Genomic DNA, 18022 nt, shown 5'->3' with positions numbered 1-18022 from the left:
CGCCACCGCCCGGCCGCCCGCACCGGAGCCCGCTCCGCGACCATCCACCTAGGCTGTCGCTGTGACCGACACCGCCATCATCGTCGTCGCCGCGGGCAGCGGCACCCGGCTCGGCCGCGGCGTGCCGAAGGCGTTCGCCGAGGTCGCGGGCGCCACCATCCTCGAGCACGCGCTGCGCGGTCTCGCGGGCCTGGCCACCGCATCCATCGTCGTGGTCGTGCCCGTCGGGTTCGAGGCGCATGCCTCGGCGATCGCAGCGCGCGCCGGCGTCGGCGCCGCGGTGGTCACGGGAGGAGCGACCCGGGCCGACTCGGTCGCCGCCGGGCTCGCGGCGGCGGGCGATGCGCGGTGGGTGCTCGTGCACGACGCGGCCCGCGCGCTGACGCCGGTGGCGCAGGTCGAGCGCGTGCGCTCGGTGCTGCGCGATGGCGCGCGAGCGGTCGTGCCGGTGCTGCCGGTGGTCGACACCATCCGCGAGGCGGGCGATGCGGGGCTCGGCGCCATCGTCGACCGCTCGGTGCTGCGCGCCATGCAGACCCCGCAGGGCTTCGAGACCGCGGTGCTGCGACGCGCCTACGACGCGGCAGCGGATGCGCGGGGCGCCTCCACCGACGACGCGCAGCTCGTGCAGGCCCTCGGCGAGCGGGTCGTGCCGGTGCAGGGCGACGAGCTCGCCTTCAAGATCACGACCGCCGCGGACGCCGATCGAGCGGCGTCGCTGCTGGGCGAGCGGGGATCGGCGAAGGGGGCCGCGGTGGACATCAGGACCGGCGTCGGGGTGGACGTGCACGGCTTCGGCGGCGACGGGCCGCTGCGCCTCGCCGGGCTGGAGTGGGAGGGCCAGGGGCTCGCCGGGCACTCCGACGGGGATGCCGTCTGCCACGCGATCGTCGATGCGCTGCTCGGCGCTGCCGGCCTGGGCGACATCGGCGGGCTCGTCGGCGTCGACGACCCGCAGCACGCCGGCGCGGCAGGATCGGTGTTCGTGCGGGCTGCGCTCGAGCGACTGGCTGAGCACGGCTGGGCACCGGTGAACGTGTCGGTGCAGGTGCTCGGCAACACGCCGCGCATCGGCACCCGTCGCGACGAGGCGCAGGCGGCGCTGTCGGCGATGGTCGGCGCTCCGGTGAGCGTCTCTGGCACGACGACCGACGGGCTCGGCGCGATCGGTCGCGGCGAGGGCGTGCAGGCGGTCGCGACGGCACTGATCCGCCGCGCCGAGTAGGGCAGATGCGCCAAGTAGCCTTGGCTACCGTGACCGTGCGCATCTACGACTCCAAGCAGCAGGCCGTCGTCGACCTGCAGCCGCTGCAGCCCGGTGAGGTCTCGATGTACGTCTGCGGGCCGACCGTGCAGTCGTCGCCGCACGTCGGCCACGTGCGCAGCGCCGTCGCCTACGACGTCTGGCGCCGCTGGCTCACGCACCGCGGCCACCGCGTCACCTTCGTCCGCAACGTCACCGACATCGACGACAAGGTGCTCGTCAACGCCGTCGACGAGCCCTGGTGGGCGCTGGCCTACCGCATCGAGCTCGAGTTCACGGCGGCGTACCGCGCCATCGGCGTGCTCGCGCCGACCTACGAGCCGCGCGCCACCGCCTCCGTGCCCGAGATGCACGCGCTCATCGCGCTGCTCATCGAGCGCGGTCACGCGTACCCGGCGCTCGACGGCTCGGCGGATGTCTACTTCGACGTGCGCTCCTGGGATCGCTACGGCGCGCTCACGCGGCAGTCGGTCGACAAGATGGAGCCCGCCGCCGACGCCGACCCGCGAGGCAAGCGCGACCCGCGCGACTTCGCGCTCTGGAAGGCGGCGAAGGCCGACGAGCCCGCGTCGGCGACGTGGCAGTCGCCGTGGGGCGCCGGCCGGCCCGGGTGGCACATCGAGTGCTCGGCCATGGCACGCAGGTACCTCGGCGACGCCTTCGACATCCATGGCGGCGGTCTCGACCTGCGGTTCCCGCACCACGAGAACGAGCTGGCGCAGTCGAGCGCCGCAGGGCTCGGCTTCGCCCGGGTCTGGAGCCACAACGGCCTCGTCAACGTCGACGGCGAGAAGATGTCGAAGTCGCTCGGCAACTCGATCTTCGCGGCCGATCTGCTGCGCGCGGTGCGGCCGATCGTGGCCCGCTACCTCCTGATCGCGAGCCACTACCGCTCGACCATCGACCTGCGCACCGACGGCGGCAGCCTCGAGGGCGGCTCGCTCGCCGAGGCCGAGGCCGCCTTCGGTCGCATCGAGTCGCTGCTCGTGCGGGCCGCTCGGGTGGGCGAGCTCGCCTCGTCGCCGGTGCCGGATGCGTTCGGCGCGGCCATGGACGACGACCTGTCGACGCCGCAGGCGGTGGCGGTGCTGCACGAGGTCACCCGAGCCGCCAACGTCGCCCTCGACGCCGGGGACGACGCTGCCGCGCTGGCTCGGGCGGGGGAGGTGCGGGCGATGCTGCAGGTGCTGGGGCTCGACCCGGAGGACGCGGTGTGGCAGTCTGGAGTGTCGGCCGAGCGCGCTGCACCGCAGTCGCTCGCGTTGGCCAGCCTGGTCGAGACGCTGCTGGCGGAGCGCCGCGAGGCTCGAGCGGCGAAGGACTTCGCCGCCTCAGACCGCATCCGCGACGCGCTCGCGGCAGCCGGGATCCTCGTCGAGGACGGCAGAGACACCACCACTTGGAGCATCGCATGAGCAAGCAGCAGCGCCCACCGCGCAAGAAGGGCCCGCTGAAGGGCACCGGCGGGCACGGCCGCAAGTCGCTCGAGGGCAAGGGCCCGACGCCGAAGGCCGAGGATCGCTCCTGGCACCCGGCCGGGCAGCGGAAGGCAGCGCGAGAGCGCTACGAGGCCGCCTCGAGCAAGACCGGTCGTCGACCCGAGCCGCCCCGACACCGCAAGCCCTCGTCGGCGAAGGACGACTCCGAGCTGGTCACCGGCCGCAACTCGGTGCTCGAGGCGCTGAAGGCGAAGATCCCTGCGACCTCGCTGATCCTGGCCGCGCGGCTCGAGATGGACGACCGCGTCAAGGAGATCCTCTCGCTCGCGAACAAGCGCGGCGTGCCCGTGCTCGAGGTGATGCGGCCAGAGCTCGACCGCATCTCCGGCCACGACGCCGTGCACCAGGGCGTCGCGCTGAAGGTGCCGCCGTACCAGTACGCGCATCCCATCGACCTGCTCGAGACCGTGCGCGGCCGCAGCCAGAACCCGCTGTTCGTCGCGCTCGACGGCGTCACCGATCCGCGCAACCTCGGTGCGATCATCCGCTCGGCCGCCGCCTTCGGCGCGCAGGGCGTCATCGTGCCGCAGCGCCGCTCGGTGGGCGTCACCGCCTCGGCCTGGAAGACCTCTGCCGGGGCCGCGGCGCGCGTGCCGGTCGCGATGGCCTCCAACCTGACCGCGACCTTGAAGGAGCTCAAGGGCGAGGGGATGTTCGTGATCGGCCTGGACGGCGACGGCGACGTGCCCCTGCACGAGCTCGACCTCGCCGACGGACCGCTCGTCGTGGTGGTCGGCAGCGAGGGCAAGGGCGTCTCGCGACTGGTGGCGGAGACGTGCGACGCGATCGTCTCGATCCCCATCGAGTCGATGACCGAATCCCTGAACGCCGGCATCGCCGCGTCCGTCACGCTGTACGAGGTCGCGAAGCGCCGCTCCGCGCGCTGATCACACCAGGTCGCGCCAGTCCGGCTCGTCCTCCTCGTCGTCGCTGTCCTGCAGCGTCACGACGGGCATGGTCATGGTGAGCGGCACGTCGAGCAGCGCCGCCTCATCGCGCCGGAAGGCGAGCTGCGTCTCGATGTAGCTCGCGGCGGCCTCTTCGAGCGGCACCTCGCTCTGTCGCTGCTCGGAGAGGTACCAGCGGTGCTCGAGCACCTGGTGGAACACCTCCGGCCCCTCGAGCTTGCCGCGCAGCTCGATCGGGATCGACTCGACGATGGGGGCGAATACGCGCTCGAACCACTGGTTCGCGAGCGCCTCGTCGCCGACGTTCGGCCGCTCGTCCCGGTGCACGGCGACGTACTCGTCGAGGTCGTTGAGCATGCGCCTGGCCTGGTTCTCCTCCGCGTCGATCCCGGTGAGCGACTGCAGTCGGCGGTGGTGGTGCCCGGGGTCGACGACCTTCGGCCGGATCGCCACGGTCGTGCCGCCGTCGCCGGTGCTGATCGAGAGCTCGCCGATGTCGTAGCCGAGCGCGTTCAGGCGCTCGATGCGCTCGCGGATCCGGTGCCGCTCGCCTGCGGGGATCACCTGATCGCTGTGCAGCTCGTGCCAGAGGGAGGTGTACTTCGCGACGATCGAGCCGGCCACCGCGACGGGGTCGATCGACTCGTCGAGCCGGTCGCCAGCGGCGAGGTCGAGCAGCTCGCCCGCGATGTTCACCCGCGCGACCTCGAGGTCGTCGAGGCGCCTGCCGTCGGAGAGGCCGCCCGGCTCGAGCGTGCCCGTCTCCGCGTCGACGAGGTAGGCGGCGAAGGCGCCCGCGTCGCGCCGGAAGAGCGTGTTCGACAGCGACACGTCGCCCCAGTAGAAGCCGACCAGGTGCAGGCGCACGAGCAGGCCGGCCAGCGCATCCACGAGCCGCTCGGCGGTCGACTCCTTCATCGACGAGGAGTAGAGCGCCCGGTAGGGGAGCGAGAAGCGCAGGTGCCGCGTGACGAGCACGGCCGCGAGCGGAGCGCCCTGGTCGTCGGTGCGCTCGGCGATCACGGCGAGCGGCTCGACGCACGGCACGTCGAGGCGCTGGAGCGTGCGCAGGAGGGCGTACTCGCGATTGGCCATCTCGGCCGTCGTCTCCTTGATCGCCACCACGCGGCCGCTGAGCCGCGCGAACCGCACGAGGTGCCGCGAGATGCCCTTCGGCAGCTGCACGACGTCGTCGTCGCTCCACTGGTCGAGCGGCAGGTCCCACGGCAGGTCGAGCAGCGTGGCGTCCATCAGCGACGAGGTGATCCGCAGGTCAGAGGCCATGCCGCCATCGTAGGCGCGACGCCGGCCCGAGCCCACGCGTCGCCGCAGCTCCTTCGCCCCGCATGCCCCGTCGCAGACGCCAGCGCGGCCCCGAGCCGGAGCCCGGGGCCGCGCTGGAGCGGACTGCGCCTCAGAGGCGCTGGCCGGTCTCCTTGTCGAACACGTGCAGGTGCGTCGGGTCGGGCGTGATGAACACCGTGTCGCCGAGCTTCGCGTGGTTGCGGCCATCGACGCGCGCGACGATGTCGACGCGCTTGCCCTCCACGTCTGCGTGACCGTAGAGGTAGCCGTCGGCGCCGAGCTCCTCGACCAGGTCGACCGTCACCGGCAGGCCCGGGCCCTGCTCGGCGACCGAGACGTCCTCCGGGCGGACGCCGACGATGATGCCGTCCTTCGCGCCGGAGATCTGGTCGCGCGGGATCTCGACGATGTGGTCGCCGAAGTGCACGCCGCGATCGTGCCGGCTGAGCTCCATCAGGTTCATCGCCGGGCTGCCGATGAAGCCCGCGACGAACACGTTGGCGGGCTGGCCGTAGAGGTCGCGCGGCGTGCCCACCTGCTGCAGCAGGCCGTCCTTCAGCACGGCGATGCGATCGCCCATCGTGAGCGCCTCGGTCTGGTCGTGCGTGACGTAGACCGTGGTGACGCCGAGTCGGCGCTGCAGCGACGCGATCTGCGTGCGCGTCTGCACGCGCAGCTTGGCGTCGAGGTTCGACAGCGGCTCGTCCATCAGGAAGACCTGCGGCTGGCGGACGATCGCTCGGCCCATCGCGACGCGCTGGCGCTGACCGCCGGAGAGCGCCTTGGGCTTGCGGCCGAGGTACTGCTCGAGGTCGAGCAGCTTCGCAGCCTCCTCGACGCGCTTGGCGCGCTCCTCCTTGGAGACGCCGGCGATCTTGAGCGCGAAGCCCATGTTCTCGGCGACCGTCATGTGGGGGTAGAGCGCGTAGTTCTGGAAGACCATCGCGATGTCGCGATCCTTCGGGGGCATGTCGGTGACGTCGCGGTCACCGATCATGATGCGCCCGTCGTTGACCTCTTCGAGGCCCGCGAGCATGCGCAGGGTGGTGGACTTCCCGCAGCCGGAGGGGCCGACCAGCACGAGGAACTCCCCGTCGGCGATCTCCAGGTCGATCTGATCCACAGCCGGCTTGGTGCTCCCCGGATAGATGCGGGATGCCTTGTCGAACGTCACTGACGCCATTGTCGATTCCTTCCACCGGCAGGTACGTGCCGGACGATCCGTCGTGTCAGGTGCGGGCGACGTCGCCCGCGGGGACATCTTGGCATGCCGGAGGCCCGGTACCCTAGACGATGGCGCGTGATGGGATCGCGTCTCCTGCCGGATCCCGGCCGACACAGGACAAGGACGCATGAGCGACAAGCTGACGAAGAACGAGCGCCGCGCGCAGGCGCGCGAGCAGGCCCGCAAGATGCAGGAGGAGCGCCGCCGCAAGGAGCGCGTCAAGAAGGGCCTGACCGTCGGCGGCATCATCATCGCCGCGGTCGCCATCGTCGCCATCGTGGCCGTCGTGATCGTCAACAGCATCCGCCCCGCCGGCCCGGGCCCGGAGAACATGGCCTCGAACGGCATCGTCATCGGCCAGGACTTCGTCGCCGAGCGCACCGCCGCGACGCCCGCGGAGGGCGAGCCGACGCCGACGGAGCCCCGCGAGGACATCATCCAGATCGAGATCTACCAGGACTACATGTGCCCGATCTGCGGTGAGTTCGACGAGGCGAACACGGCCACCCTCGAGCAGCTGCTGAGCACCGGCGCCGCGACCGTCGAGATCCACCCGATCTCGATCCTCGACCGCGCCTCGCTCGGCACGAAGTTCTCGACCCGCTCGGCCGCCGCTGCGGCCTGCGTGGCGGAGTTCGCGCCGGACAGCTTCTGGGACTTCAACGCCGCGATGTTCGACAACCAGCCCGCGGAGGCCACCTCCGGCCTGTCGAACGACGAGATCATCGCCGTCACCGAAGGTGCCGGCATCGACACCAGCAGCGGCATCGCGGAGTGCATCAACGACGGCCGCTTCATGAACTGGGTCACCGAGGCCACGACGCGCGCGGGCACGGAGCCGCTGCCGGGCACCGACGGGGTCGTCGCCGATCGCACCCCGACGGTGCTCGTCAACGGCCAGCAGTACCCGGGTGCCGCGGCTGACGCCGCAGGCTTCTCGGCCTTCGTCACGGCGGCAGCCGGTCAGCAGAGCGGCGAGTCGGGCGAGGAGCCCGAGGAGTCCGAGGCGCCGGCCGAGACCACCGCGCCCGCAGACGAGGGCTGATGCGCGCCGCCCGGCCGGTGGGGGCTGCGCTGCTCGCGCTGACCCTGCTGGCCGGGTGCGCCGCGCAGCCGGCGCCGCCGATCACCACGATCGGCGAGCTCGGCGCCGCCTACCTCGAGGCCGGCGGCGGGTGCGATGAGCTCGTCGAGCAGTACCGCGACGATGACAGCGCTCCCGTGGTCGCCCAGTGCGGCAGCGAGACCGAGCTGATCCTCGCCGCGGACGCCGATCAGGCGCAGGCCATCGCGACGGAGCGCCAGCTGCAGGAGCAGACCGTGCTCGTCTCGGGTCGCTGGGTGATCCGCGATCCCGAGGTCGCGGCCATCCAGCAGCGGCTCGGCGGCCAGATCGTCACGCTCACCGCCGCCGATGGGCCCGCCAACATGGCCGACGCGATCGCGTTCGACGCCGACGGCGTCATCGAGGCGGCGCCTGTGCCCGCGGAGGCCGAGCCGTCGCCGAGCGAGCCCGCGGGCGATGTGCCGGAGGTGCTGGTCGTGATCGACGCGCAGTGCGAGTACTGCGACCGGCTGCTCTCGGCGAGCGGTGCGCTGCTGACCGAGCTGGCCGACAGCGGTGCCGCGCGCGTGGCGTACCTGCCCGTCGCGCTCGGCGACTCGATCGAGAGCGGCTACGCCTCCACGCTCGGCGCCAACGCCCTCGCGTGCGTCGCCGATGCGGCGCCAGCGGCCTACCGGCCCTTCCAGAGCGCCCTCGTCGCCCACCTGCAGCAGCATCCCTTCGAGGCGACCGAGGTCTCGGCGCTCGCGGCCGAGCAGGGTGCCGACGTCGGCACGTGCGTCGAGTCCGCGCAGTTCGCCTGGTGGGTGCGCCAGGCCACGGTGCGCGCGATCGAGCAGCCGCTGCAGGGCGCCGAGCCGCTGCGCGGCACGCCGTCGGTGCTGGTCGGCGGCATCACCTTCGCGGGCGACATCAGCGACCCCGACGCGCTGGCCGCCTTCATCGCGAACCCGTCGTAGGGCTCTCGCGGGAGCGCGCGTCGCGCTCGACCCGAGCCCCCTGTCAGGATCGAACTGACGACCTACGCTTTACAAGAGCGTTGCTCTACCACTGAGCTAAGGAGGCGCTCGCCTCGCGGCGTCCGTCCATCCTACGACCGGCGATCGGGCGGTCGGAGTGCAGCGCCGGCGGGCCTGAGCCGCAGCCGCAGCAGGCCCGCGTCGAGCGCTGGCAGACTGGCACCGTGCCGACGCCGAGCCTCCGCCCGTGGCGACCTGAGCGCGACGCGACCGCCGTGCTCGCCGCCTTCCGCGCATCCGCCGACCTGCACCGGCAGGCGCCGCCGCTCGTGACGATCGACGACGCTCGCCGCTACCTCGCCGCGATCGAGGGCGAGGCGCTCGCGATCGCGCTCGACGACGAAGCGGTCGGATGCGTCATGGCAGCTGAGCGCGATGCGCGGCACGGCACGGCGTGGATGTCGTACTGGCTGGCCCCGGCGGCACGAGGGGCCGGGCTCGCGAGCCGCGCGCTCGACACGGTCTCGACGCGCCTGTTCGCCGACGGCTTCCATCGGCTGGAGCTGGGTGCGCGCGCGAACAACCCGGCGTCGATCGCGGTCGCGGAGCGCGCCGGCTTCGTGCGCGAGGGCGTCGAGCGCGAGCGGCTGCGCTACGTCGACGCGCATGGCCGCGCAGAGCGCTTCGACGTCGTGCGACTGGCGCGACTCGCGAGCGATCCGGCCCCGTCCCTCTCGCCGCTCTGAGGCGCTCGCACGGCGGGCGGAAGCGCGGGCGACCGAGCACCGCAGGGAGTCTGACATCGTTCTAGGCTTGGTCGGTGAGCCAGATCCCCCGCACCGACCAGCCCGCCGCGCGGCGGCCGCTGCTGTGGACGCTCATCGCGGTCCTCGCCGGCGCAGGGCTGGCGACCCAGGGGCGCGTCAACGGCGAGCTCGGGGTGCGGCTCGATCAGGGCATGCTGGCGGCGCTCGTCTCCTTCCTGATCGGCTGCGGCTTCCTCGCCCTCGTCATGCTGGTCTCGCCGAGGTCGCGGGCGGGCGTGGCTCGCCTGATCGCCGTCGTGCGCGACGGCTCCATGCCGTGGTGGTACCTCACGACGGGCTGCATCGGCGCCTTCGTGGTCGCCTCGCAGGGCCTCGCCGCGGGCATCATCGGCATCGCGCTGTTCACCGTCGGTCAAGTCGCCGGGCAGACGATCAGCGGCCTCGCCGTCGACCGCCTGGCGTTCGGCGGGCTCGCGCGCAAGCCCATCACGGCGCCGCGCGTGATCGGGGCGCTGCTGGCGCTCGTCGCCGTGGGCCTGGCGCTGGTGTCGACGGGAGAGGTCGTCGCGGTGTGGCTGGTCGTGCTGCCGTTCGTCGCGGGGCTGCTGCAAGCGCTGCAGCAGGCGATGGGCGGCCTGGTGCAGCGCCACTCCGGCTCTGCGGTCGCCCAGAGCGCCCAGAACTTCGTCGTCGGCACCGCGCTGCTCGGGATCATCGTGGGCGTGCAGGCGCTCGCAGGGGTCGAGGCGCAGCCGCTGCCGAGCGAGCCGTGGCTCTACATCGGCGGTGTGCTGGGCGTGTGCGTGATGGCGATCGTGTCGGTGGCCGTGCACCACCTGGGAGTGCTCGCGCTCGGCCTCGCCACCATCTGCGGCCAGGTCGTCGCCTCCGTCGTCCTCGACCTCGTGATGCCCGCGGACCATCCGGTGACCGCGTGGTCGCTGCTCGGTGCCGCGCTCACGATCGTCGCGGTCGCGGTGTCGTCGATCCGGCGGCCCCGGCGCTCCTGAGCACCGGCAGCACCGCGGCCACGCCCAGGGCGCCCGCCACGGCGAAGGCGGCGGCGGCGGTCAGCGGCTCGAGCAGGGCGCCGATCGCCGCTGCGCCCGAGGACTGCCCGACGGCGAGTGCGACGAACAGCACGACGGTGCCCTGGGCGGCGCGCGCGGGATCGAGGCGTGTCGCCCAGACGATGAGCACACCGCTGAGGGCGGTGTAGCCGGCGCCGAACGCTGCGGCTCCGAGGAGCGTCGCCGCGCCCGCCAGCGCGCCGGCGTGCGGCGCGAGACCGGGAACGAGGCCGAGCGCGAGCGTGGCAGCGACCATCGTGAGGCTGGTGGTCGCCCAGGCGGCGCGCAAGCTCCAGGCCTGCACCAGGCGCGCCGCCCACGCGCCCGCCGCGCCGGAGGCACCGAGGATGGCCCAGGCGAGCACGGGCGTGCTGGGGCCGAGGGGCGCGGCATCGGTCAGCAGCGTGCTGCCGAAGGTCCAGATCGCGGCGCTCGAGGCACCGGCCAGGAGCGCCGCGATGATGGGTGCCACGAGCGGTCGGAGCCGAGCGCCCTCGCGCGGCTCGCGCTCGGCGGGCGGGGCGGCCACCGAGCGGCGGTCGGCGAGCAGCACAGCGACGGCGGCGGCTGTCGCGAGCAGCGCCACGGCGCCCCAGGCGGCACGCCACTGCTCGCCCGCCAGCACGAGCAGCAGCGCGGCGGCGACGATGCCGACACCGGTGCCGGCGTTGACCGTCGTCTGCGCGCGCTCCTCGTGCTCCGCCGCGCTCGCGCGCTGCACGAGGGCGACGAGCGCCGGGCTCGCGAAGCCCGCACCCGCTCCGGCGAGGATGACGCTCGCTGCGAGGGCGAGCGGGCTCTGCGCGAGCGCGATGCCCGCGGCGCCCGCTGCCGCGCTGGCCCCTGCCGCTGCGACGCCCCAGCGGGGCCGGCGCGCGATGCCCGCGGCCAGCGCGGCTGCGCAGCAGTAGGAGAGGAAGCTCCCGGCCTGCACGAGACCCGCCACGGCGGGCGAGAGCGTGAAGGCGGCGCTGAGCTGCGGCAGGAAGAGTCCGTAGCCGAATCGCGCGAGCCCGTAGGTCGCCGCGATGAGCGCCATGCCTGCCGCGACCGCTCCGCGCATCCCAACCTCCTCCGATCGCATTACTGAAACGTCCGTTCTAGTAGAACAGAACGAGCGTTGCACTGCAACGACCGTTACGGTGAGTGCATGCACGCAGCACGTCCCGCAGCCCGCGAGCGGCTGCTGCACGCCGCCGACCGCCTGCTCTTCGACCGCGGGATCCGAGCGACGCCGGTCGACGAGGTGCTGCGCGAGGCCGGGGTCGCGGCGGCGACGCTCTACGCGCACTTCGGCACCAAGGACGGCCTCGTCGCAGCGGCGCTCGAGGCACGACTGCGCGATTGGCGCGAGATCTGGGATCGCCACGTGCTCGCCGCAGCCGACGACACCGGCCGGATGCTCGCCATCTTCGACGCGCTCGAGGACTACCGCAGCGGCGTGCGCGGCGCCTCGGCTCGTGCAGGTGGCAGCCCCGCGCCAGCCGTTGCCGCGCTGCCTGCGGCTCAGCCGTCCGTGCACGAGCCGGCCCGCTGGTGCGCGTTCCTCGCGGCGAGCGCCGAGCTGCGCGATGCGCCGGCGCCCGTCGCCGCGGTGCTGGCGGACGACACGGCGCTGCTCGACGAGCGGCTGCTGCGGCTCGCGCAGCCGCTGGCGCCCAGCCGCGCGCGAGAGCTCGCGGACGCGGTGCAGCTGGCCTACTCCGGCACGCTCGCGGCGTTCCTGCGCGGCACGCCGGAGGAGCCGATCGCGGTCGGGCGCCGGCTCGCGCGCGCAGCGATCTCGGCGCACGGCGTCGGCGACGCCTGAGCCCAGCGCGTCGGGAGCGCGGGCGCATGGCCCGGGCTCACCTGCTGATGGCCGGCCGATCGCGCGGCCGGCCTGCGCGATCGGCCGAGCGGTGCGCCGGCGGTCAGCTCTCGGGCGTGAAGTTCAGCGCCAGGGAGTTCATGCAGTAGCGGTCGCCCGTCGGCGTCTGGGGTGCATCGTCGAAGATGTGGCCCAGGTGGCTGCCGCACTTCGCGCAGCGCACCTCGGTGCGCACCATGCCGAGGGTGCGATCCTCGATCAGCTCGACCGCGTCCTCGCGCACGGTCTCGTAGAAGCTCGGCCAGCCGCAGCCGGCGTCGAACTTCGTCTCGTCGCGGAAGAGCTCGTTGCCGCACGCGCCGCAGGTGTAGACGCCCTGGCGCTGCTCGTCGAGCAGCGCGCCCGTCCACGGCCGCTCGGTGCCCGCCTCGCGCAGCACCGCGAAGGCTTCGGGTGAGAGGGTCTCGCGCCACTCGGCGTCGGACCGTTCGATGCGATCGTTCATGACTCCAGCGTACGACCGTCCGCGCTGCCGTTCGCTGCAGGCGTTTCGCGTCGGCCGCCATCGTGAGCGGTCGTAGGATCGATGGCATGTCCACCCAGCCGCGTCCGCGCAGGCAGGGCTCCGCAGACGAGGCGGCTGCCCTCGCGTTCGCGACCGCTGCGTCGCGCACCGAGTCCCCGGCGGACGAGCGCCCGGCTCCCGCTCCGCGCCTCAGCATCTCCTCGGCCACCGACATCGCTCCGGTCGCCCCGCTGGCGAGCCGGGCCGCCGAGCAGGCGGCGGATGCGTCGGCCCCCGACGCCGCCGATCGCGAGGAGCGCACCCGCCGCGTGCTCGACTTCGAAGCGGGGTGGGTCAACCACGGTGGGGCGAAGGCTCGAGCGATCCGCGCCGAGTTCGGCTGGTCGACGACGCGCTACTACCAGGTGCTCGACGGGCTGCTCGAGACGCAGGAGGCGCTGCGCCACGATCCGATGCTCGTGCGCCGGTTGCTGCGGCTGCGCGAGGCCCGATGAGTCGCACGCACCGCGTCGGCGCGCATCGCTCGACCGCGCGCGGCGGCTGGCCGCGCTGGGGCATCCTGCTCGCGGCGCTCGCCGCGGCGATCGTGCTGACCGCGATCGGCCTCTTCGCGCTCGACACGCTCCGCCCCCGCGAGGTCGTCCCCGCAGAGACCGCCGCCGCCGAGATCGTCACCGACCCGGCCGCCGTCGACCCCGCCCTCGACGCATCCATCACCGTGCTCGACGCCTCGGCGCAGCCGAGCCTCGCCGCAGGCGTCGGCCAGGCGCTCTCGGATGCCGGCTGGGATGTCGTGGCGACGGCCACGAGCTCGCAGCAGAGCGAGGGCACGGTGGTGTGGTTCGACAGCGAGGAGCTCGCGCCCGTCGCGCGCGGCCTCGCTGCGCAGCTGGGCGTCGGGCAGGTGCAGCTCTCCGAGGGCCGGCTGTCGGGCACGCCGATCACGATCGTCGTGGCGTCGGACGCGGTGGGCGTCGCCCCGAGCGTCGAGCCGCGCGATGACGGCGAGCTCGAGCACGCGCCGACCGGCGAGACGCCCGCGCCGTAGCGCCGCGCGGCGCTTCGCCCTCAGCGTCGCCGCGGGCGGCCGATCCGCTTGCACTCGACCCCTCCGAGTGCCAGACTTGGGGTTGGCACTCACTCAGGTGGAGTGCCAGTTGAACGTACTGGCGTCCAGGAGGGACGAGACTGCAATGGCAAAGATGATCGCATTCGACGAAGAGGCCCGCCGCGGGCTCGAGCGTGGACTCAACCAGCTCGCCGACGCGGTGAAGGTGACCCTTGGCCCGCGCGGCCGCAACGTCGTGCTGGAGAAGAAGTGGGGCGCCCCCACCATCACGAACGACGGTGTCTCGATCGCCAAGGAGATCGAGCTCGAGGACCCGTTCGAGAAGATCGGCGCCGAGCTGGTCAAGGAGGTCGCGAAGAAGACCGACGACGTCGCCGGTGACGGCACCACCACGTCGGTCGTGCTCGCGCAGGCGCTGGTCCGCGAGGGCCTGCGCAACGTCGCGGCAGGTGCCGACCCGATCAGCCTGAAGCGCGGCATCGACAAGGCCTCGGCCGCGGTGTCGGAGCAGCTGCTCAAGAACGCCAAGGAGGTCGAGACCAAGGAGGAGATCGCCGCCACGGCTTCGATCTCGGCCGCTGACCCTGAGATCGGTGCGCTCATCGCAGAGGCCATCGACAAGGTCGGCAAGGAGGGCGTCGTCACCGTCGAGGAGTCGAACACCTTCGGCACCGAGCTCGAGCTCACCGAGGGCATGCGCTTCGACAAGGGCTTCCTGTCGCAGTACTTCGTCACGGACCCCGAGCGCCAGGAGACGGTCTTCGAGGACCCGTACATCCTGATAGTCAACTCGAAGATCTCGAACATCAAGGACCTCCTCCCGGTCGTCGACAAGGTGATCCAGGCGGGCAAGCAGCTCGTCATCATCGCCGAGGACGTCGACGGCGAGGCGCTCGCGACGCTCGTCGTGAACAAGATCCGCGGCATCTTCAAGTCGGTCGCGGTCAAGGCTCCGGGCTTCGGCGACCGCCGCAAGGCGATGCTCGCCGACATGGCGATCCTCACGGGCGGCCAGGTGATCTCCGAGGAGGTCGGCCTCAAGCTCGAGAACACGACGCTCGACATGCTGGGCCGTGCGCGCAAGGTCGTCATCACGAAGGACGAGACCACGATCGTCGAGGGCGCCGGCGAGGCCGACGCCATCGCCGGGCGCGTGCGCCAGATCCGCCAGGAGATCGACAACACCGACAGCGACTACGACCGCGAGAAGCTCCAGGAGCGCCTCGCGAAGCTCGCCGGTGGCGTCGCCGTCATCAAGGCCGGCGCTGCGACCGAGGTCGAGCTGAAGGAGCGCAAGCACCGCATCGAGGACGCCGTGCGCAACGCGAAGGCCGCCGTCGAGGAGGGCATCGTCGCCGGTGGTGGCGTCGCGCTCATCCAGGCAGCGAAGAGCGCCTTCGAGCACCTCGAGCTCACGGGCGACGAGGTGACCGGCGCGAACATCGTCAAGGTCGCCGTCGACGCTCCGCTGAAGCAGATCGCCCTCAACGCCGGCATGGAGCCGGGCGTCGTCGTCGAGAAGGTCCGCAACCTCGAGGTCGGCTTCGGCCTCAACGCGGCGACCGGCGAGTACGTCGACATGCTCGCCGCTGGCATCTCCGACCCGGTGAAGGTGACGCGCTCCGCGCTCGCCAACGCCGCGTCGATCGCCGGCCTCTTCCTCACCACCGAGGCAGTCGTCGCCGAGAAGCCCGAGAAGTCGGCACCCATGCCGGCTGACCCCACGGGTGGCATGGACTTCTGATCCATCGAGCGAAGGGCCCCGGCAGCGATGCCGGGGCCCTTCGTCGTCGCCGGGTCTCGTGACTCGTGCGCGCCTGCGGCTCGCGCGCTCCGGTGCCGCCGTCGGCTACGCCGCGAACATCCGCAGGTTGCCCTGCTCGACCTCGTCGTACTGGCGCCCCGCATGGGCCAGCGCCTCGTTGATGGCCGCGAGCGACTCCTCGACGCGCAGCTGCGTCGCCCGCCACTCCTGCACGACGCCCTGGAACGCGGCGGATGCCTGGCCGCTCCAGGAGTCCTGCAGCGCCTGCAGGTGGCTGTGCATGGCTGCGACCTCTGCCTGCACCCTGCTGGCGGTGCCCCGCACCGCGATGTGCGCGCCGTGGATGGCATCTGCGTCGACGATGTACCTGGTCATGACTCCCTCACTCCCGCGCGGGGGATCCGCGCTCGTGGGGCGAAGGTAGGGCAGCGGGAGGGCGCGCGACGGGCACGAGCGGCGCGCTGTGGAGACGGCGGCGGGCGCCGGCGGGCTAGCGCTGCGCGCGGTCGCCGGTCGTGGTCGCCGGCGCGTCGCCGCGCAGGCGCTCGCTGAGCCGCATGACGGCGGCGTCGCCCGCCAGCGGCAGGGCGATGCGGAAGGTCGCCCCGCCGCCAGGGGTGTCGACGACATCGAGTCGACCGGAGTGCGCTCGCACGATGCCGCGCACGATCGCGAGCCCAAGGCCCGTGCCGCCCGTGTCGCGGGTGCGCGACGAGTCCGCGCGGAAGAAGCGCTGGAACACCCGCTCGCGCAGCTCGACGGGGATGCCCTCGCCGTGGTCGGTGACCAGCACGACCGCCTCCTTCCGCCGCAGCGAGACGCCGAGGCCGAGCTCGATGGGAGTGCCCTCCGGCGTGTAGCGCGTCGCGTTGCCGATCAGGTTGGAGAGGAGCTGGCGCAGGGTGTGCTCGTCGCCCTCGACGATCGCGGGAGGCAGCAGCGGCGGCGGCGTGAAGACGCCCGTCGGCTCCGTCGCGTCCTCGTCGACGCCCTCGACGGCGCCCACCGCATCCGCATCGATCGCGACGACGGTCACGCGGCGATCGGGGGAGCCGACGCGGGTGTCGCTCGCGGCATCGTTGAGCAGCGGTCCGAGGTCGAGGGGCTGCAGATCCAGCGGGCGCCGCTCGTCGAGGCGTGCGAGCTGCAGGAGATCCTCGACGAGTCGCGCCATGCGCTTCGCCTCGCCCTCGATGCGCTCCATCGCCCCGCGGATGTCCTTGGGCTCCGTGATCGCGCCCATGCGGTACAGCTCTGCATAGCCCCGCACCGCCACCAGTGGCGTGCGCAGCTCGTGGCTGGCGTCGCCCACGAACTGCCGCATCTGCGCGACCGAGGCGTCGCGCTGCTCGAGCGCCGCTTCGATGCGATCCAGCATGGTGTTCAGCGAGAGCTGCAGCGAGCCGACCTCGGTGCGCGGGTGCTCACCGGTGAGGCGGGTGTCGAAGCTGCCCTCGGCGAAGCGCTGCGCCTCGGCGGCCGTCTTGCGCAGCCCGCGCAGGGTCGAGACGGCGAGGATGCGCGTGAGGGCCGCGCCGAGCACCACCGCCAGCAGCGAGAAGCCGGCGAAGACGAGCGTGAAGGTGGCGGAGCTCGCCTCGGTCGCGGTCAGGTCGGAGGCGACGATCGAGACCAGCAGCTCGCCCGTTCCCTCGACCGTGCTGGGGGAGACGAGCGTGCGCCAGCGCGTCTGCCCGTCGACCGACTCGAGCGTGAACGCGCCGTCCTCCTGCGCGACCGTGCCGAGCGAGATGCCGCTGAGGTCGGGGTTGCTCGGGCCCGGCAGCTTGTTGTCGCAGAGCACGAGCCCCGAGGGGTCCGCGAGCCCCAGGTAGTAGGTGTTGGGCATGCGCTGCGCCAGGTCGCACTGCTCGGGCGAGTCCGACCGGGTGACCTGCTCGCTCGTGAACGCCCGCATCGCCTGGTCGAGCTGGCGGTCGACATCGGTCACCTGCGCGTCCCGGATGATCGACAGCGTGCCGATGCCGGCCAGCGCCAGGCCGAACGTCATGACGATGACGATGAGTGCGGTGATGCGCCCGGCCAGCGACATGCGGCCGAGCAGGCGGGCGATGCCCCGGCGCACCTACGCCTTCGGCGTCTTCAGCATGTAGCCGAATCCGCGCTTCGTCACGATCATGGGCTCGCTCACGCGGTCGTCGATCTTGCGACGCAGGTAGGAGATGTAGGACTCGACGATGCCGACGTCGCCGTTGAAGTCGTACTCCCAGACGTGGTCGAGGATCTGCGCCTTCGACAGCACGCGGTTGGCGTTCAGCATCAGGTAGCGCAGCAGCTTGAACTCGGTGGGGGAGAGCTCGATGTCCTCACCGGCGACCGAGACCTCGTGCGTGTCCTGGTTCATCGCGAGGTCGCCGACGTGGATGGTGGCGTCGTCCGTCTCCGCCATCGTGCGGCGGAGGATCGCCTTGATGCGAGCGATGATCTCGTCGAGCGAGAAGGGCTTCGTCACGTAGTCGTCGCCGCCGACCGTGAGGCCGGTGATCTTGTCCTCCGTGTCGTCCTTCGCCGTGAGGAACAGGATGGGCGACGCGAAGCCGGATGCGCGGAGCCGCTTGGTCACGCCGAAGCCGCTGATGTCCGGGAGCATGACGTCGAGGAGGATGAGGTCGGGCTCGTCCTCCAGGACGGCGGAGATGGCCGCTGCGCCAGCGCCGACGGCGCGCACGTCGAAGCCCGCGAAGCGGAGGCTCGTGGTCAGCAGGTCACGGATGTGCGGCTCGTCGTCGACGACGAGGATCTTGGCGCTGGGCTCAGTCATGGAGCCA

18 protein-coding genes and 1 tRNA gene are annotated in these 18022 nt (G+C 72.5%); 11 read left to right on the top strand and 8 right to left on the bottom strand.

Annotated elements, in window-relative coordinates:
* The first annotated feature begins 61 nt into the window (after positions 1-61).
* The 3 genes from ispD to rlmB are packed head-to-tail and all read left to right on the top strand — an operon-like array spanning position 62 to position 3650.
* Positions 62-1225 (top strand): 2-C-methyl-D-erythritol 4-phosphate cytidylyltransferase, encoded by a 1164-nt coding sequence (ispD, locus tag AA0Z99_RS08825; RefSeq protein ID WP_413316728.1) that lies wholly within the window; start codon positions 62-64, stop codon positions 1223-1225.
* A gap of 29 nt (positions 1226-1254) precedes the next feature.
* Positions 1255-2679 (top strand): cysteine--tRNA ligase, encoded by a 1425-nt coding sequence (cysS, locus tag AA0Z99_RS08820; protein WP_413316727.1) that lies wholly within the window; start codon positions 1255-1257, stop codon positions 2677-2679.
* The gene (gene rlmB, locus AA0Z99_RS08815) at positions 2676-3650 is read left to right on the top strand and encodes a 23S rRNA (guanosine(2251)-2'-O)-methyltransferase RlmB (protein WP_413316726.1); all 975 of its coding nucleotides are present in this window, start codon (positions 2676-2678) and stop codon (positions 3648-3650) included. The genes cysS and rlmB overlap by 4 nt, the downstream gene beginning before the upstream one ends.
* On the opposite strand, the gene AA0Z99_RS08810 is transcribed toward rlmB, so the two are convergent.
* Positions 3651-4955 carry a DUF4032 domain-containing protein gene (locus AA0Z99_RS08810; protein ID WP_413316725.1) on the bottom strand — a complete coding sequence of 435 codons (1305 nt, stop codon included), beginning with the start codon at positions 4953-4955 and terminating at the stop codon, positions 3651-3653. It lies immediately after the preceding gene.
* A 130-nt stretch (positions 4956-5085) separates the two neighbouring features.
* Positions 5086-6159, bottom strand: coding sequence for an ABC transporter ATP-binding protein (locus AA0Z99_RS08805; protein ID WP_413316724.1), 1074 nt, complete (start codon positions 6157-6159; stop codon positions 5086-5088).
* 169 nt (positions 6160-6328) lie between these two features.
* Between AA0Z99_RS08805 and AA0Z99_RS08800 the strand changes: the two genes are divergently transcribed.
* Positions 6329-7246 (top strand): DsbA family protein, encoded by a 918-nt coding sequence (locus AA0Z99_RS08800; protein WP_413316723.1) that lies wholly within the window; start codon positions 6329-6331, stop codon positions 7244-7246.
* Positions 7246-8226, top strand: a complete 981-nt coding sequence (locus AA0Z99_RS08795) for a DsbA family protein (protein WP_413316722.1) — start codon at positions 7246-7248, stop codon at positions 8224-8226. Before AA0Z99_RS08800 ends, AA0Z99_RS08795 begins: the two co-directional genes overlap by 1 nt.
* Positions 8227-8260: 34 nt before the next feature.
* Here AA0Z99_RS08795 and AA0Z99_RS08790 read toward each other — a convergent pair.
* Positions 8261-8332: transfer RNA gene (locus AA0Z99_RS08790), tRNA-Thr, on the bottom strand.
* A gap of 118 nt (positions 8333-8450) precedes the next feature.
* On the opposite strand from AA0Z99_RS08790, the gene AA0Z99_RS08785 reads away from it, so the two are divergent.
* Together AA0Z99_RS08785 and AA0Z99_RS08780 are read left to right on the top strand one after the other, a co-directional pair.
* Entirely contained in the window at positions 8451-8972 is a 522-nt protein-coding gene (locus AA0Z99_RS08785; RefSeq protein WP_413316721.1) for a GNAT family N-acetyltransferase, read from the top strand.
* Positions 8973-9046: 74 nt separating this feature from the next.
* Positions 9047-10003: a DMT family transporter gene (locus tag AA0Z99_RS08780; RefSeq protein WP_413316720.1), complete on the top strand. Its 957-nt coding sequence runs from the start codon at positions 9047-9049 to the stop codon at positions 10001-10003.
* Here AA0Z99_RS08780 and AA0Z99_RS08775 read toward each other — a convergent pair.
* A complete protein-coding gene (locus AA0Z99_RS08775; RefSeq protein WP_413316719.1) occupies positions 9951-11126 on the bottom strand; it encodes an MFS transporter in 1176 nt (391 codons plus the stop codon). The two genes, AA0Z99_RS08780 and AA0Z99_RS08775, sit on opposite strands and share 53 nt — an antisense overlap.
* Before the next feature lie 87 nt (positions 11127-11213).
* Here AA0Z99_RS08775 and AA0Z99_RS08770 point away from each other — a divergent pair, with 87 nt between their 5' ends.
* Positions 11214-11873: a helix-turn-helix domain-containing protein gene (locus AA0Z99_RS08770; RefSeq protein ID WP_413316718.1), complete on the top strand. Its 660-nt coding sequence runs from the start codon at positions 11214-11216 to the stop codon at positions 11871-11873.
* 103 nt (positions 11874-11976) lie between these two features.
* Here the strand turns inward: AA0Z99_RS08770 and msrB are convergent, their stop codons facing one another.
* The gene (msrB, locus tag AA0Z99_RS08765) at positions 11977-12378 is read right to left on the bottom strand and encodes a peptide-methionine (R)-S-oxide reductase MsrB (RefSeq protein ID WP_413316717.1); all 402 of its coding nucleotides are present in this window, start codon (positions 12376-12378) and stop codon (positions 11977-11979) included.
* Positions 12379-12464: 86 nt separating this feature from the next.
* Here msrB and AA0Z99_RS08760 point away from each other — a divergent pair, with 86 nt between their 5' ends.
* From AA0Z99_RS08760 to groL, 3 genes are all read left to right on the top strand, one after another.
* Positions 12465-12893 carry a DUF3263 domain-containing protein gene (locus tag AA0Z99_RS08760; RefSeq protein ID WP_413316716.1) on the top strand — a complete coding sequence of 143 codons (429 nt, stop codon included), beginning with the start codon at positions 12465-12467 and terminating at the stop codon, positions 12891-12893.
* Complete coding sequence (locus AA0Z99_RS08755; RefSeq protein ID WP_413316715.1) at positions 12890-13447, top strand: LytR C-terminal domain-containing protein; 558 nt, start codon at positions 12890-12892, stop codon at positions 13445-13447. The genes AA0Z99_RS08760 and AA0Z99_RS08755 overlap by 4 nt, the downstream gene beginning before the upstream one ends.
* 145 nt (positions 13448-13592) lie before the next feature.
* Positions 13593-15212: a chaperonin GroEL gene (groL, locus tag AA0Z99_RS08750; RefSeq protein WP_413316714.1), complete on the top strand. Its 1620-nt coding sequence runs from the start codon at positions 13593-13595 to the stop codon at positions 15210-15212.
* 105 nt (positions 15213-15317) lie between these two features.
* On the opposite strand, the gene AA0Z99_RS08745 is transcribed toward groL, so the two are convergent.
* From AA0Z99_RS08745 to AA0Z99_RS08735, 3 genes are all read right to left on the bottom strand, one after another.
* Positions 15318-15608: a WXG100 family type VII secretion target gene (locus tag AA0Z99_RS08745; RefSeq protein ID WP_413316713.1), complete on the bottom strand. Its 291-nt coding sequence runs from the start codon at positions 15606-15608 to the stop codon at positions 15318-15320.
* Between the two features lie 115 nt (positions 15609-15723).
* Positions 15724-17319, bottom strand: a complete 1596-nt coding sequence (locus tag AA0Z99_RS08740; protein ID WP_413316712.1) for a sensor histidine kinase — start codon at positions 17317-17319, stop codon at positions 15724-15726.
* Positions 17320-18015, bottom strand: a complete 696-nt coding sequence (locus AA0Z99_RS08735) for a response regulator transcription factor (RefSeq protein WP_413316711.1) — start codon at positions 18013-18015, stop codon at positions 17320-17322. It abuts the gene before it with no gap.
* Positions 18016-18022 lie beyond the last annotated feature (7 nt).

Origin of the sequence: Agrococcus phoenicis, assembly GCF_047302415.1 — a bacterium.
GTDB lineage: Bacteria > Actinomycetota > Actinomycetes > Actinomycetales > Microbacteriaceae > Agrococcus.
Note: the sequence above shows the minus strand (reverse complement) of the source record. Positions and strands in the feature narration are given on the sequence as shown.